General features: G+C 52.9%; 14 protein-coding genes. All 14 read right to left on the reverse strand.

The window, feature by feature from the left end:
• Nucleotides 1–3: 3 nt before the first annotated feature.
• Nucleotides 4–297, reverse strand: a complete 294-nt coding sequence (locus KXG62_RS02565) for a YlxQ family RNA-binding protein (RefSeq protein ID WP_425517326.1) — start codon at nt 295–297, stop codon at nt 4–6.
• On the reverse strand, nt 290–604 hold the full coding sequence (gene rnpM / locus KXG62_RS02570) for an RNase P modulator RnpM (RefSeq protein WP_218090361.1): 315 nt from the start codon (nt 602–604) through the stop codon (nt 290–292). The genes KXG62_RS02565 and rnpM overlap by 8 nt, the downstream gene beginning before the upstream one ends.
• A gap of 33 nt (nt 605–637) precedes the next feature.
• Nucleotides 638–1,735, reverse strand: a complete 1,098-nt coding sequence (gene nusA, locus KXG62_RS02575) for a transcription termination factor NusA (RefSeq protein WP_218090362.1) — start codon at nt 1,733–1,735, stop codon at nt 638–640.
• A gap of 39 nt (nt 1,736–1,774) precedes the next feature.
• Nucleotides 1,775–2,233, reverse strand: coding sequence for a ribosome maturation factor RimP (gene rimP / locus KXG62_RS02580; protein WP_218090363.1), 459 nt, complete (start codon nt 2,231–2,233; stop codon nt 1,775–1,777).
• Nucleotides 2,234–2,439: 206 nt separating this feature from the next.
• Nucleotides 2,440–6,777: a PolC-type DNA polymerase III gene (locus KXG62_RS02585; protein ID WP_218090364.1), complete on the reverse strand. Its 4,338-nt coding sequence runs from the start codon at nt 6,775–6,777 to the stop codon at nt 2,440–2,442.
• 209 nt (nt 6,778–6,986) lie between these two features.
• A complete protein-coding gene (proS, locus tag KXG62_RS02590) occupies nt 6,987–8,435 on the reverse strand; it encodes a proline--tRNA ligase (RefSeq protein ID WP_218090365.1) in 1,449 nt (482 codons plus the stop codon).
• A 28-nt stretch (nt 8,436–8,463) separates the two neighbouring features.
• A complete protein-coding gene (rseP, locus tag KXG62_RS02595) occupies nt 8,464–9,720 on the reverse strand; it encodes an RIP metalloprotease RseP (RefSeq protein WP_218090366.1) in 1,257 nt (418 codons plus the stop codon).
• Nucleotides 9,721–9,900: 180 nt separating this feature from the next.
• Entirely contained in the window at nt 9,901–11,040 is a 1,140-nt protein-coding gene (locus KXG62_RS02600; RefSeq protein WP_218090367.1) for a 1-deoxy-D-xylulose-5-phosphate reductoisomerase, read from the reverse strand.
• A 24-nt stretch (nt 11,041–11,064) separates the two neighbouring features.
• Nucleotides 11,065–11,853 (reverse strand): phosphatidate cytidylyltransferase, encoded by a 789-nt coding sequence (locus tag KXG62_RS02605; RefSeq protein WP_218090368.1) that lies wholly within the window; start codon nt 11,851–11,853, stop codon nt 11,065–11,067.
• Between the two features lie 19 nt (nt 11,854–11,872).
• The gene (uppS, locus tag KXG62_RS02610; protein ID WP_218090369.1) at nt 11,873–12,640 is read right to left on the reverse strand and encodes an undecaprenyl pyrophosphate synthase; all 768 of its coding nucleotides are present in this window, start codon (nt 12,638–12,640) and stop codon (nt 11,873–11,875) included.
• 60 nt (nt 12,641–12,700) lie between these two features.
• Complete coding sequence (gene frr, locus KXG62_RS02615) at nt 12,701–13,255, reverse strand: ribosome recycling factor (protein WP_218090370.1); 555 nt, start codon at nt 13,253–13,255, stop codon at nt 12,701–12,703.
• 3 nt (nt 13,256–13,258) lie between these two features.
• Nucleotides 13,259–13,984, reverse strand: a complete 726-nt coding sequence (gene pyrH, locus KXG62_RS02620) for a UMP kinase (RefSeq protein WP_218090371.1) — start codon at nt 13,982–13,984, stop codon at nt 13,259–13,261.
• A 226-nt stretch (nt 13,985–14,210) separates the two neighbouring features.
• Complete coding sequence (gene tsf / locus KXG62_RS02625) at nt 14,211–14,861, reverse strand: translation elongation factor Ts (RefSeq protein ID WP_218090372.1); 651 nt, start codon at nt 14,859–14,861, stop codon at nt 14,211–14,213.
• A 91-nt stretch (nt 14,862–14,952) separates the two neighbouring features.
• Nucleotides 14,953–15,651: a 30S ribosomal protein S2 gene (gene rpsB / locus KXG62_RS02630; RefSeq protein WP_218090373.1), complete on the reverse strand. Its 699-nt coding sequence runs from the start codon at nt 15,649–15,651 to the stop codon at nt 14,953–14,955.
• Between the last annotated feature and the right edge of the window lie 32 nt (nt 15,652–15,683).

The raw sequence follows: 15,683 nt of genomic DNA on the forward strand, positions 1-15,683 counted from the left end.
TTCCTACTGCTTCATCAGCATCCGCGCAAAGCCGGCGTCCGTAACCGCAATCGCGACCCGGGCCTCCTTGCCGATGCTATCTCCCAGCTGTTCCCTTCCGCCGGTTTGCAAGAGAGGAACTCCGTAGTAGCTGCACTTATCATTAATCTTTTTGAACGTATTATCCGACGCGTCTTCGGCCACGATCACAAGCTTCGCTTCCCCGCTGCGCACCGCCTGAATGACCATTTCCTCACCGGTAATGATCTTCCCGGCACGCATCGTCAGCCCGAGATTGGAAAAAAAGTTTTTATTCATCCTCGTCATCCACCGCGTCTTTTCCGGCAATAAATTCGTCTTCCACTTTGATGAAATCTTGTTCAAGCGCGTCGTATATTTCCGGCGATACCGCAGATTTCAAAGCGCGGTCGAGCGCACGCGATTTCTTGGCCAGCTTGAAACAGGAGAGCTTCCCGCACAAGTAAGCGCCGCGTCCGGCTTTTTTGCCGGTCAAATCGATCAGGAGCTCGTCGTTTGGCGTTTTGACCACGCGAATCAGCTCTTTCTTCCCCATCATTTGCTGGCAGGCAACGCATTTACGCAGAGGTATTTTTCTTGGCTTCATCGGATTTCATCCCCTCCCCGCACCATGCGTTTCTTAATCGATGCTGACCGAATCCTGGTGCATGCCGTCGGATTCGGATTTTGGACGGCCGTACTCCTGCTCCGCTTGCGTTTCGCTCTTGATGTCGATTTTCCAACCGGTCAATTTCGCCGCCAGCCTTGCATTCTGGCCTTTAATCCCGATCGCCAGCGAAAGCTGATAATCCGGCACAATGACGCGAGCCATCTTCTCCGCTTCGAATACCTGCACCTCAAGCACCTTGGACGGGCTCAGCGCGTTGGCCACGTATTCTTCCACGTTCTCCACCCAGCGCACGATATCGATCTTCTCGCCTTTCAGCTCGGTGACGATCGTCTGTACGCGCAAGCCTTTCGGGCCGACGCAGGAGCCGACGGGGTCAACTTCCGCATTACGGGAATAAACGGCGATCTTGGAACGGAAGCCCGCTTCCCGGGCGACGGAACGAATCTCGACGACCCCTTGGAAAATTTCCGGAACTTCCAGTTCGAACAGCCGTTTCAGCAATCCCGGATGCGTACGGGACAAAATAATTTGCGGACCTTTGGTCGTGTTTTCCACCTTCGTGATGTAGGCTTTAACCCGGTCACCCTGCTTGAACTTATCCGTCGGCATCAGTTCGCCGAGCGGCATGGCCGCTTCGATTTTGCCGAGGTCGATATACAAATTGCGCTGATCCTGCCGCTGGACGATACCGTTGACGATATCTTCTTCCTTATCGACATAAGCGTTGTAAATCAGTCCGCGTTCGGCTTCGCGGATTCGCTGCGTTACGACCTGCTTGGCCGTTTGGGCGGCAATGCGCCCGAAATCCCGCGGCGTGACTTCGATTTCCACAATATCGTTCAACTGGTAGTTGCCGTTAATTTCACGCGCCGCGTCCAGCGAAATTTCAAGCCGTGCGTCCAGCACATCATCGACGACGGTTTTGCGGGCGTATACTTTGATTAACCCGGTGTGGCGATTGATGTCGACACGCACGTTTTGCGCCGTATTAAAATTCCGTTTATAGCTTGAGATCAGCGCCGCTTCGATCGCTTCGATCAAAATATCTTTGGCAATGCCTTTCTCTCTTTCAATTTCATTCAGTGCTTCGATAAAATCCATGTTCATTTGAACGGAGTTCCCCCTCTCATAAAATACGGCCGTGCGTTAAAATTGTATGGCTAATCGGGCGCTGGCCACTTTCGTATATGGAATGCTGTGCTTCTTCTTGCCGATCTCGACGACGACCGTCTCTTCATCGAACGAAGCAAGCGTACCTTCAAACTCCTTCAGCCCGTCGACCGGCTCATACGTCGTCAGGAAGACGTAGTCTCCGACGGCTTTATGGAAGTCTTGCGCTTTCTTGAGAGGACGCTCGGCTCCCGGTGAAGAAACCTCGAGAAAATAAGCGGCTTCAATCGGGTCTTTCTCATCCAGTCTTGCACTCAAATATTCGCTAATGCGTCCGCAATCGTCGATATCGATGCCGCCTTCTTTATCGACGTAGACACGTAAAAACCAGTTGCCGCCTTCTTTTACATACTCGATGTCGACAAGCTCAAATCCGTTCTCGTCCAAAAAAGGGCGAACGAGCTCTTCCACAGTGGATTTGATATGTGTGCTCAAACTGCTTTCCTCCTAACAGGTAGCGGTGAGTGCCGCTGTAAGCGATGCTCACGGCGATATGCCTTATACAAAATGTAAAGAGTGGGTTTCCCCACTCTCTGCTCACGAGATATTACATTGATACCGTAACAGATTATACCATAAGTGCCGTGTCAATGCAAGATTAGCCAATCGCGTCATTGTGCCGGTCTTTGGGCACGAAGCCGCTAAAACAGCGACAGCTGATTCGACTCCGGAAGCCCGCGGAAGCAGCCCATGCCGCCGAGCAGTTCGATGATGGTCTTCGACGCTTTGCTCCTCTTCTGAAAATCCTCGATAGAGAGGAACGAACCGTCGTCTTTCGCGTCAGCAATATTTTTGGCCGCATTTTCCCCGATCCCGGCCAGTGCGGAAAATGGCGGGATGAGCGAATCGCCGTCGATCAAAAACTTAGTCGCATCCGATTTGTACAGATCGATGCTTTTGAACGAAAACCCCCGCGCCGTCATTTCCAGCGCCATCTCGAAGATCGAAATCATATTTTTCTCTTTCGGCAGCGCCTGGAACCCTTTCTCCTCGATTTCGACCAGCCTGCGCAAAATCGCGTCATAACCTTGGCACAGCACGTCGAGCTCGAAATCGGTGGCGCGAACCGAAAAGTAAGTCGCGTAATAAGCAATCGGATGATACAGCTTAAAGTAAGCGGTGCGCACGGCGGAAATAACATAAGCCGAGGCGTGCGCCTTCGGGAACATGTACTGGATTTTCTCGCACGAATCGATGTACCAGAGGGGCACGTTGCATTTCTTCATTTCCTCTTTCCACTCGTCCGTGAGTCCTTTCCCTTTCCGCACGCTTTCCGTAATTTTGAACGCCAGCGCCGCATCCATGCCTGCTTTATAAATCAAATACAGCATAATATCGTCGCGGCACCCGATCACGGTCTTGATCGTACAAATGCCTTTCTTGATCAGTTCCTGCGCATTGTCGAGCCAGACGCCGGTTCCGTGGGAAAGCCCGGAAATCTGCAGCAAGTCGGCGAAGCTGGACGGCTTCGCTTCCTCAAGCATTTGCCGTACGAACTTCGTTCCCATCTCGGGAACGCCGTAGGTTGCAACCGTCGTCCGGATTTGCTGCGGCGTTACACCGAGCGAGTCGACCGAGTTGAACATGCTCATGACCTTCGGGTCGTTCATCGGAATCGTCGTCGGATCGACACCGGTCAAGTCCTGCAGCATCCGCATCATCGTCGGATCATCGTGCCCGAGAATATCGAGCTTGAGCAGATTCGCATCGAAGGCATGGTAATCGAAGTGCGTCGTCATCCACTCTGAGCTCGTATCGTCGGCCGGATACTGTACCGGCGTGATTTCATTCACATCGATGTAATCCGGCACAACGACGATGCCGCCCGGATGCTGGCCGGTACTCCGCTTGACGCCGGTGCAGCCGAGAGCCAGACGGCTCAGCTCGGCGCCGCGCCACTTCTTGCCTTGATCTTCCTCGTATTTTTTCACGAAGCCGAATGCTGTCTTCTCCGCGACCGTACCGATCGTCCCTGCACGGAATACCTGTTTCTCACCGAACAGCACTTTGGTGTAATTATGGGCGTGCGGCTGGTACTCCCCGGAAAAGTTAAGATCGATATCGGGCACCTTGTCGCCTTTAAAGCCAAGGAACGTTTCGAACGGTATGTCCTGGCCTTCGCCCTTCAATTTCTCACCGCAGTTCGGACAAACTTTATCCGGCAAGTCGAAACCGCTTGGGACGGAGCCGTCGAGTATCCAATCGCTGTGCTTGCAAGACTTGCAAATATAATGCGGCGGGAGCGGATTAACCTCGGAAATGCCGAGGAATGTCGCGACAACCGAAGAGCCGACCGATCCCCGCGAGCCGACGAGGTAACCGTCCGCGTTCGATTTTTTCACGAGCTTCTCCGAAATCAAATAGTTCGCGGAGAACCCGTATTTGATAATCGGCACAAGCTCCTTCTCCAGCCTGGCCGAAATGACTTCCGGCAGCGGTTCACCGTAGATCGACTTGGCCGTTTCGTAGCACGTACTGCGAATTTCTTCGTCGGCGCCATCGAAGATCGGCGTGAACAACCCGTTGTCCGTCGGACCGCCCTTGGTCGGGAACAACTCCAGCTCCTCGAATTGATCGGCCAGCTCGGACGTATTTTTTATGACGACTTCATAAGCGGTTTGCTCGCCCAAATAGCGAAACTCCTCGAGCATCTCTTTCGTCGTGCGGAAATGAACATCCGGCTTGCGGATATCTTTCAACGGGCTGAATCCGGTAATGCCGTGTATCGTGATGTCACGGCTAATTTTTTCACGCGGGTGCAAGTAGTGCACATTCCCCGTAGCGATGACCGGCTTGCCGAGCTTCCGGCCAATTTCGATAATTTTCCGGTTCGCGTCCTCCAGCTGGGCAGGGCTGCCGACAAGCCCTTTATCCACCAGATGCATATTGACGCAGGTCGGCTGAATTTCGAGCACGTCGTAAAATTCGGCCACCAGCTCCGCCTCTTCGACTGACTTGTTCAGCACGGTTTCGAAAAACTCGCCCTTCTCGCAGCCGGAAGATATGATCAAGCCTTCGCGCATCTCCGTCAGCTTGCTCTTGGGTATGCGAGGCTCGCGATGGAAATATTCCGTATGCGAAAGCGAGATGAGTGTGTACAAATTTTTCTTGCCGGTCATATTCTTGGCATAAATGCAGCTGTGAAACGGCCGTTGTGTATTGAGATTTTTGCCGACCTGATCGTTCAACTGTTCCAGTGTCGCATAGCCGCGATCGCCGGCGTCCTTCAGCAAATGATACAAGACGTGACCAAGCGCGATGGAGTCGTCGATCGCACGGTGATGATTTTCAAGACTGACCTTGAATTTGTCGGCCAGCGTATTCAGACGGTGGTTTTTCATCGTCGGGAACAGCAGTCTCGCCAGCTCCAGCGTATCCAGCACCGGATTTGGCACCTCGGGCAAGCCGAGCTGCTTGCAGTTCGCTTGGATGAACCCGATATCGAATCGGGCGTTGTGCGCCACCAGGATGCTATCGCCGACAAATTCGATAAATTTGGGCAGCATCTCCGCCAATTCCGGCGCGTCTCTGACCATATCGTCGTTGATGTTGGTCAGCTGCTGAATGTGATAAGGAATCCGCTCATGCGGGTTGATGAACGAAGCGAACCTTCCGACTTCTTTGCCTTCCTTCATCTTGACGCCGGCTATTTCGATAATTTTGTTGCTCGTGACGGAAAGCCCCGTCGTCTCAATATCGAAGACGACATACTCCGCATCGCCAAGCGGTATCGGGGCCCCGTTCATGACGACCTGCACCGAATCGTTGACGATGTTCGCTTCGACACCGTAAATGACTTTAATATGATGCTTATGCGCCGCATGGTTCGCTTCCGGGAAGCTCTGTATGCCGCCGTGGTCCGTAATGGCAATCGCCTTATGCCCCCACTGGGCTGCCGTCTTGATATACTGGTCTACCGACGTGATGCCGTCCATTGGGCTCATTGTCGTATGCAGGTGGAATTCGACGCGCTTTTCTTCGGCGTTGTCCCTGCGCTCCGGCGGAGCCATAATCTCATTTACGTCCGAAGGGATCATGACCAGCTCGGGAATTTGCATAAAGCGATCATATTCCACTCGGCCGCGCAGCTTCAGCCAAGTGCCGTTTTTGATCAGACTGTAAATTTTGACGTCTTCTTTCGTCTTGGCAAATACTTTCACCGACAACGAGTCGGAGAAATCGGTTATATTGAACGTAAACAAGGTGCTGCCGTTTCGAAGCTCTTTCGAATCCAGGCCGAACACGGTCCCTTGTATCGTAATTTTCTTTTCCTCGTCTTTCACGTCTTGCAGCGGCACGGCTTGTTCCTTGATGTCGTACCCGGCCATCAGCTTCACTTCCGCATCATCCTGCTGCGCTGCGGCATCGTTCTCCGCTTCTACCGCCGTCATGATGACACTCGTCACTTCTTTTTCTTCCTGCTCGATCTTCTTGGCGAATTTGACGAACTCTTCTTCCCGTGCGGCGTCCACGGTATATTTCACGATGAACTCGACGCCGAAATAATTGAGAAAGTAATTTTGAATCCATTGCCCGATATTTTTTTTCTTGGCCAGCTCCAGCCCGATCGTATCGAGCAAATGCAGCGTCAGGATGTTGCCCTGTACGTCGATCTTCGCTTTGGTCATCCAGCCGTTGATCGATGCCGCTTCTCGCTGCACCCATTCGAGGAACATATCCCAATATTCATGCGCGACTTCATCATGCTTGACGTCGCTCGTGTATTGCAGCACGAACCGTATCATCGCGATGTGGGCATATTTTTCCCGAATCATTTTGCAGAACGAACGATAAACGCCGCTGGGCACAATTTGGCTTTTAACGATATAGAACGTCCACTCTTTGTTTTTGCGGCTTGTTTCCACTTTGTCGATATACCCGTCCGAGAAAAAAGACTGCACGACGTCCTCCGGCACCCCGGCCTGATGCATCAGCATTTCAAACCGGTCCCGCTTTTGCGCCGAATTGCTATTGCTCATCCCGATCCTCCCCATAATCGGCAAACAGGACCGCCCATTTTCGATCCTGTCTCCGCCATGAACTCATCCGCGACGAATTCACGAATATGTTACGCGTCCGTCCTAAGACAAGGAAAGGGCAAAATGGAATCGATGATGTCGACAACCGCCAACGCTAGCGTTGTTGGAACGGCTGTAACGTCCTTCCCGTTTTTGCCCTTTATGTAATCTTAGTAAGCTCGGCCGAACACGACCGTATGCTTCGCTTCTTCCCCGCATACCAGACACTTCGATTTGGTCGCTTCCGGCTTGAACGGAATGTTCCGGCTCGTCGCTCCCGTTTCGTTCTTCACCTGCGCCTCGCAAGCGTCCGATCCGCACCATCCGGCAAGCGCGAAGCCGCGCTTTTCTTCCAGAAACGCCTTGAACTCGTCCAGCGTGTCCGCCTCGGTCAAATTCTCATCGCGAAACTTCTTGGCTCGATCATACATTTCCTGCTGCGTTTCCGTCAACAGTTTTTGCACTTCTTCCACAAATTTGTACTGCGGTACGACACGTTTCTCCCCGGTAATGCGGGATACGAGCACGACCTGTCCATTCTCCATGTCACGCGGTCCAAGTTCCACCCGAACCGGTACGCCGCGCATCTCATACTCGTTGAATTTCCAACCCGGGCTTTGATCCGGACGGTCGTCCACTTTGACCCGTACGCCAGCCTGCTTAAGCTGCGCATGCAGCTCGCCCACGCGGCCAACCACCTGCTCGCGCGTCTTTGGCGGTCCGATCGGGATCATGATGACCTGCGTCGGCGCCACTTTTGGCGGAAGCGCCAGTCCGCGATCGTCGCCGTGAATCATGATCAGCGCGCCGATCAGGCGGGTGCTGACGCCCCACGACGTCGTATGGCAAAACTGATGCTGGTTTTCGCGGTCCAAATATTTGATGTCGAACGCTACGGCGAAGTTCGTACCCAGATAATGGGAGGTACCCGCCTGTACCGCTTTGCCGTCCTTCATCATCGCTTCGATCGAATACGTATCGACCGCGCCGGCGAATTTCTCCGAAGGCGTCTTCTGCCCCATGATGACCGGAATTGCAAGGAAGTTCTCGGCAAAATCGCGGTAAATGTCCAGCATCTGCATCGTTTCTTTGCGTGCGTCCGCCTCATCCTCATGTGCCGTATGGCCTTCCTGCCACAAGAACTCGCTCGTGCGTAAAAACGGCAGCGTGCGCTTCTCCCAGCGAACGACATTGGCCCACTGATTGATCAGCAGCGGCAGATCGCGGTATGAGTTGATCCATTCGGCGTACATATGGCCGATCATCGTCTCCGACGTCGGGCGAATCGCCAGACGCTCCTCCAGCTTCTCACCGCCCGCCTCGGTTACCCATGGCAGCTCCGGATTGAACCCTTCGACGTGCTCCTTCTCCTTCTGGAAGAAGCTTTCCGGGATGAAGAGCGGGAAATACGCGTTGCGATGCCCCGTTTCCTTAAACCGGGAATCCAGCTCCCGCTGAATGTTCTCCCACAGCTCATAGCCGTCCGGCTTGAACACGATGCAGCCGCGGACCGGCGAGTAGCTCATCAGATCCGCTTTCTTGATCACATCGATATACCAGCGCGAAAAGTCCTCGCTCTGCGGCGTTATTTCCTTAACAAACTGCTTTTCGTTCGACATCGTTATCCCCCTACTGACGGCAACTCAATTACCCTTTAATCAATCTTAATATATCGTTATACGTTACGGCAATCATCAGGAGCATCAGCATCGCGAAGCCGACGAAATGCACCATGCTTTCCCGGTTCGGATCGACCGGCTTGCCGCGGAGCGCTTCCAGCAGCAAAAACACGAGCCGACTGCCGTCGAGCGCGGGAATCGGAAGCAGGTTGAACAATCCAAGGTACAAGCTCATGATCGCGGTCCACGTAATGTATTGCGCGAGTCCGGCGCTTGCCTGCTCGCTCGTGAACTCGACGATGCGAACCGGTCCGCCGAGATCGTCCATCTTAACCTGAAGCGTGGCGAGCTGCCTGAAGCCGTCCAAAATGATCATCGTTGCGGACGTCAAGCTGTGCCAGCCGTTCGTAAAACCTTCCGTGAGCGTAGCGGGCCGCGTCTGCGGAACGAGAATGACCCCGACGCGAATCGTCCCGTCGATCAGCTCCGGCTTCACTTCTTTTTGCAGCTGCTCCTTGTTCCGCTCCACCACCCAGACCATCGTCTTGTTCGGAGACTTCTTAATGAGCTGGGTCAGCTTGCTTTGATTCGCTCCGATCGATTCGCCGTCCACGCTCAAAATAATATCTCCGGCTTGCAGACCCGATTTTTGTGCAGGCATGCCGGCGGACGTTTCTTGAATTTTCACTTTGTCCGGAACGCCGGCGACAAATACGACCGTGACGAATAACACAAAGGCGAGGATGAAGTTCATCATCGGCCCGGCGAAAATGGACAGCGCCCGCTGCCCTACCGTCTTACTGCCGAACTGCCGGTTCCAAGGAGCAATCTGCGTTTCCTTGTCCTTGGCGACCATGAAAGCCTGCGGATGGACGGCATACCTCTCGATCACGCCGTCGACGTCCATGCGGATAAACAGCTCTTTCTCCAAATCAATCTGCTCGACAACGCCTTCAATGACATTGCTCCTGCTGTCGAACTCATTCAAATAAATGCGGGTTACCTGGTTATCGCTTAAAGCGACGGCGATGCGCTGACCCGGATTGATCTGCACAATTTCCGGATCTTCTCCGGCCATTCTGACAAAGCCGCCGATCGGCAACAACCGGAGCGTATATCGGGTTTCCCCTCGAACGAACGAAAACAGCTTCGGTCCGAAGCCGATGGCGAATTCCCGCACCAATATGCCCGCGCGCTTGGCGAAATAATAATGGCCCCACTCATGGATCGAGACGAGCACAAAAAACAAAAGTACAATTTGCAATATATTCTGTACTGTAGCCAATGCTTTGCGGCCTCCTTAAGCCCGAAATGTTCACGATCAGATCAGTCATTTGCTGCCTGGGCGCGGCTTTTCTTAAGATTAACATTAATGCCGCGGGGAATACAAGTTGACCCATTGTTATGAACATATTGTGGGGCCGCCAAAAACATACTTCCTCCGATCGCAAAAATCAATGCGCGATCAAGCGATCGTCGCAGTTTGCCTAGCCCACCGGTCGATTTCGATGATTTGCTCCAGTTCAGGGGAATCGACCGTCTCATGCTTGTCCAATGTTCTTGCGATGACATCCTCGATCTGCAAAAATTTGATTTCCCCCTGCAAAAACCGTTCGACGGCGACTTCGTTCGCGGCGTTGAACACGGAAGGTGCGGAGCCTCCGGCCCGGCCGCTCTCAAACGCCATCCGAAGGCACGGGAAGCGTTCGAAGTCCATCTCGCGAAAATGCAGCTTGCCGACTTCGGAAAGACGCAGCCGGCCCGTAGGCGTAGACAATCGCTGCGGATACGTGAGCGCATATTGAATCGGTACGCGCATATCCGGAAGCCCGAGCTGGGCGATAATGCTGTAGTCCTTGAATTCAACGAAAGAATGGATGATGCTCTCCGGGTGGATCAGCACCTCGATCTGATCGTAAGCGAGGCCGAACAGCCAGTGCGCCTCGATCACTTCCAGCCCTTTGTTGGCCATCGTCGCGGAATCGATCGTGATTTTCGCGCCCATCGACCAGTTGGGATGCTGGAGTGCCTCGGCTACGGTGACATCCTTCAGCTCATCTCGTGTACGGTCCCGGAAGGAGCCGCCGGAGGCTGTCAACGTAATCTTATGTATCGTATCAAGCGACTCCCCGTTCAAGCATTGGAAAATGGCCGAATGCTCGCTGTCGATCGGCAGCAGCTTCACCCCGTACCGGGCGGCGCGCTCCGTGACGAGATGACCTGCGCTGACGAGCGTTTCCTTGTTGGCAAGGCCGATCTCTTTGCCCGCTTCGATGGCGGCCAGCGTCGGCTGCAGCCCCTGGCTTCCAACCAGTGCGGTGACGACCATGTCCGCGTCCGTGCCGGCCGCGACCTCGAGCAATCCTTCCGGGCCGTAGAACAGCTGTACCCCCGCCGGAATTTGCGTGGCTAATTGGTCGGCAAGCGCCTTGGTTGCAACGGAAACCTTTTTGGGGCGAAAGCGGCGCACCTGCTCCGCCAGCAGCATCACATTATAGCCGCCCGCGATGCCTTCCACCGCGAAAAGCTCCGGGTGATGCGAGACGACATCGAGCGTTTGCGTGCCAACGGAGCCGGTCGAGCCCAAAATGCTTATTTTTTTCATACATTATTCACCTCAGGCGTCGTATTAAACGTGCGGAAGCAAGGAAAACAGGTGCAAAAACGGAAACACAATCAGCCAACTGTCCGTTCGGTCTAACACGCCGCCGTGTCCCGGCAGCAGCGTCCCTGTATCCTTAATCCCCTTGACGCGCTTATACGCCGATTGGATCAAATCTCCCATCTGACCGACGACGGCGATGAGCAGGCCGATATAGACCGCTTGCGTGTATGAAACAAGCTCCGGGCGCAAATAAGCGAATACAAGCGCGACGACGATCGACAGCACCGTCCCGCCGACGGCGCCTTCCACTGATTTTTTCGGAGAAATCGTCGGCCACAGCGGTGTCTTGCCGATAAACGAACCGGTAAAATACGCACCCGAATCGGTCGCCCATATGCAAAAAAACACAAAAAGCGTCCAAAACATCCCATCGCCTTCAATCCACCGGGTTGCAATCATGTAATGGAAGCCGATACCGACGTACAGCACGCCCAAAAAAGCCATTGCGATATGGTCGATGGTAATCTTATTTTTGGAAATGACCGTCGCGGCCATAAACAAGAACATCATCAGCCATGCCAGATGGGCAGCCGTCAGGCCGCTCCATCCCCACGGCAGCGTAAGCAGAATGACACCGGCGAAGCCGATTACTTGAACCGCCTTGCCGTTCTTGAGTCCATTCATGCGCAGAAATTCGTCATAACCGATGACGGACAGTGCGGCAATCAGCCCTGCAAACCAGTAACCGCCCAAATAGAGCAGGATAAAAAATCCGAGCCCTGCGATAATGCCAGTTGTGATGCGCTGCTTCAATTCGATTCCTCCATCATCTTTACAAACCGCCGTATCTTCTGGCGCGACGCTGGTACTCCAGAATCGCTTCATAGAAATGCTCTTGGGTAAACTCGGGCCAGCATAGCTCAGTGAACCACAGCTCCGAATAAGCCAGCTGCCACAGCATAAAGTTGCTGATTCGCAGCTCCCCGCTTGTGCGTATGAGCAAATCCGGGTCCGGCAGCGGATCTGTCAGCAAATATTTAGAAAATAGAGCTTCGTCGATTTGCTCAGGCGATATTTTGTGATCCTTTGCGTCCTGAACAAGTCTTTGAACGCCGCTTAACATTTCTTTGCGACTGCCGTAATTGAGCGCAAAATTCAAGATAAGACCGGTATTGTGCTTCGTTTGATCAATCGCATCCTCGATCGCCTTCAGAGTATAATCAGGCAAACCTTCCTTCCATCCTGTCATTCGGATTTGAACGTTATTGGCGATCAGCTCTTCGATTTCTTTCGGAAAAAATTCGAGCGGAAGCTTCATCAAATAATCGACTTCTTCCTTGGGACGCTTCCAATTTTCCGTAGAAAATGCATACAGCGTCAGCACCTGCACCCCGATATTGTTCGCAGCCATCGTAATTTTTTTTACGTTCTTCATGCCGGAATGGTGACCCGCGACCCGAGGCAAGCTCCGTTTTTGAGCCCATCGGCCGTTCCCGTCCATAATGACAGCCACATGGTTCGGAATATTGTCTGCAGAAAGCCGCGAGGCGACCTCATCGCCTTCCGTCTTGCTTCCAAACCATTTTTTGAAAGGTTTCATTCCCAATCCCCCATCAGGAAAGACTAAAAGCCCCCTTCAAAAAGGGGGATTCCTGCTTATTTACACTTCTGTAATTTCTTTTTCTTTCGCCTGCAGCACTTTATCAACTTCAGCGATATATTTGTCGGTAAACTTCTGGATGTCTTCCTGGTGCCGACGAGATTCGTCCTCGGAAATGCCGTTCTTCTCCAGCTTCTTGATCTCGTCGTTGGCATCGCGGCGAATGTTGCGGATAGCGACCTTCGCTTCTTCGCCGAACTTCTTGGTCATTTTGACAAGTTCGCTGCGGCGCTCTTCGGTTAATGCCGGAATGACGATTCGAATCGAAGATCCATCGTTCGAAGGCGTCAGTCCGAGATCCGATTTCATAATCGCCTTTTCGATGGCCGATACCGAGCTTTTGTCCCAAGGCTGAATCATGAGCGTCCGCGAGTCCGGCGTGTTGATGTTAGCCAGCTGGTTCACAGGCGTCATCGACCCGTAGTATTCGACTTGGACACGGTCAAGCAGCGCCGGCGTAGCGCGGCCGGCCCGCAATGTGGCCAGTTCCCGTTTGAGCGAACCAATCGCTTTATCCATACGTTCTTCGGCATTTTTCTTGATCGATTGCGGCATCGTTTACACGCTCCCTTTTACGATTGTGCCGATCTTCTCCCCGAGCACCACACGCTTGATATTGCCGCTTTCGGTGATGGAGAATACGATCAGCGGAATGTTGTTATCCATACACAAGGAGGATGCGGTCGAATCCATCACACCCAAGTTTTTGTTAAGCACTTCGAGGTAGGTCAACGTTTCGAACTTTTGCGCGGAAGGGTCTTTGAACGGATCGGCCGTATAGACGCCGTCCACTTTGTTCTTGGCCATCAGGATGACCTCCGCTTCGATCTCTGCGGCCCGAAGCGCCGCGGTTGTGTCGGTGGAAAAATACGGATTGCCCGTTCCCGCCGCAAAAATGACGACGCGGCCTTTCTCCAAATGGCGGATCGCTCTTCTGCGAATATATGGCTCCGCAACCTGCTGCATCGTAATCGAAGTTTGCACGCGTGTCGGTACGTCGATCGACTCCAGCGCATCTTGAAGCGCCAGCGAGTTCATGACCGTTGCCAGCATTCCCATGTAATCGGCTGTCGCACGGTCGATTCCTTTCGCGCTGCCGGCAATGCCGCGCCAAATGTTGCCTCCGCCTACGACTATGGCTACCTCTACGTTCAAGTCTACGACTTCTTTCACCTGCTGGGCGACCGTAGAGATCATTTCCGCGTCAATCCCGTACCCTTGCTGTCCGGCCAATGCTTCCCCGCTTAATTTCAGCACGACTCTTTTAAATCTCGGACGTTCCAACCTACATACCTCCATTTCGATCAAGCCCGCAAGCCAAGGATCACCCGCCTCGCCGCTGCGACGCCGCTGTCTCCTCAAGGAGACCATACCGGAGAATCCCGATGCACCTCGTGCGCGAGTCTAGCGAAGCGTTCGTGTCCTGGTGATCTACATTATTCGAATGACTTAAAAAAGAAGGAACACTAAGGTGTTCCCGCTGTTTGTGTATCTATTTAAAAGGTTCGGCTTACAGCTTCACTTGCGACATAACTTCTTCAGCGAAGTTTTCTTGTTTCTTCTCGAGACCCTCGCCAAGCTCGTAACGAACGAAACGGCGGATCGACAAGTTTTCGCCGATCGTTGCGATTTTCTCTTTCAGCAGCTGCTCTATCGTTTTATCCGGGTCTTTAATGAACGGCTGCTCGAGCAGGCAGTATTCTTCATAGTACTTGCTCAGACGGCCTTCCACGATTTTCTCAACGATTTTCTCCGGTTTACCTTCGTTGAGCGCTTGGTTCGTCAAGATTTCACGTTCTTTGTCCAACGCCTCTTGCGGCACTTCTTCACGACGGATGTATTTCGGGTTAGCCGCCGCGATTTGCAGCGCGACGTCGCGAACGAACTCACGGAACTGCTCGTTTTTCGCTACGAAGTCGGTCTCGCTGTTCACTTCAACCAATACGCCGATTCGGCCGCCGGCATGAATGTAAGACTCGATCAAACCTTCGGTCGCAACACGGCCTTCTTTTTTCGCCGCTGCCGCCAACCCTTTTTCACGCAAAATTTCGGCTGCTTTCGTCAGATCGCCGTTTGCTTCTTCCAAAGCTTTTTTACAATCGAGCATGCCTGCCCCTGTTTTTTCGCGCAATTCTTTTACTGCTGCCGCATTTACTGCCATGATGTGGCCTCCTCTAAAATGGTATGTACCTTAAAAAAGGGCGGTGAAAGGATTTTGCACCTTTGAACCACCCTTTCTTGTATGAACAAGCTTAAGCTGTAGTTTGCTCACCTTGCTGCGATTCGATTACAGCGTCGGCGATTTTGGCTGTAAGCAGCTTCACCGCGCGGATCGCGTCGTCGTTACCCGGAATCACATAATCGATTTCGTCCGGATCGCAGTTCGTGTCAACAATACCTACGATTGGAATACCGAGCTTGCGAGCTTCCGCAACAGCGATGCGCTCTTTGCGAGGATCGATGACGAACAACGCGCTAGGCAAACCTTTCATATGAGAGATACCGCCAAGGAATTTCTCGAGGCGATCTTTTTCTTTGCGAAGAATGATAACTTCTTTCTTCGGCAGCACGTCGAACGTGCCGTCCTCTTCCCATCTTTCCAGCTCGTGCAAACGATCAATACGCTTTTGGATCGTTTGGAAGTTGGTCAGCGTACCGCCGAGCCAACGCTGGTTGATGTAGTACATGCCGCAGCGCTCAGCTTCTTCCTTAACGGAATCTTGCGCTTGCTTTTTCGTACCTACGAACAGGATCGTGCCGTTTTCTTCCGCAATCGACTTAACAAAGTTGTAAGCTTCCTCAACTTTTTTAACTGTCTTTTGCAGGTCAATAATGTAAATGCCGTTTCTTTCAGTGAAGATGTATCGATCCATTTTCGGGTTCCAACGACGGGTCTGATGACCGAAGTGCACCCCAGCTTCAAGCAGCTGCTTCATGGAGATAACTGCCATCCTCACGCACCTCCTCTAATTTGGTTTTTTGG

Source organism: Paenibacillus solanacearum (assembly GCF_910593845.1).
Lineage (GTDB): Bacteria > Bacillota > Bacilli > Paenibacillales > NBRC-103111 > Paenibacillus_G > Paenibacillus_G solanacearum.

Bases quoted from the DNA above. Each gene is read 5' to 3' on its own strand.
- rpsB (WP_218090373.1), bottom strand. From the start codon at position 15,651: ATGGCAGTTATCTCCATGAAGCAGCTGCTTGAAGCTGGGGTGCACTTC.
- proS (WP_218090365.1), bottom strand. From the start codon at position 8,435: ATGTCGAACGAAAAGCAGTTTGTTAAGGAAATAACGCCGCAGAGCGAG.
- KXG62_RS02585 (WP_218090364.1), bottom strand. From the start codon at position 6,777: ATGAGCAATAGCAATTCGGCGCAAAAGCGGGACCGGTTTGAAATGCTG.
- KXG62_RS02565 (WP_425517326.1), bottom strand. From the start codon at position 297: ATGAATAAAAACTTTTTTTCCAATCTCGGGCTGACGATGCGTGCCGGG.
- frr (WP_218090370.1), bottom strand. From the start codon at position 13,255: ATGCCGCAATCGATCAAGAAAAATGCCGAAGAACGTATGGATAAAGCG.
- uppS (WP_218090369.1), bottom strand. From the start codon at position 12,640: ATGAAACCTTTCAAAAAATGGTTTGGAAGCAAGACGGAAGGCGATGAG.
- tsf (WP_218090372.1), bottom strand. From the start codon at position 14,861: ATGGCAGTAAATGCGGCAGCAGTAAAAGAATTGCGCGAAAAAACAGGG.
- rnpM (WP_218090361.1), bottom strand. From the start codon at position 604: ATGAAGCCAAGAAAAATACCTCTGCGTAAATGCGTTGCCTGCCAGCAA.
- nusA (WP_218090362.1), bottom strand. From the start codon at position 1,735: ATGAACATGGATTTTATCGAAGCACTGAATGAAATTGAAAGAGAGAAA.
- KXG62_RS02600 (WP_218090367.1), bottom strand. From the start codon at position 11,040: ATGAAAAAAATAAGCATTTTGGGCTCGACCGGCTCCGTTGGCACGCAA.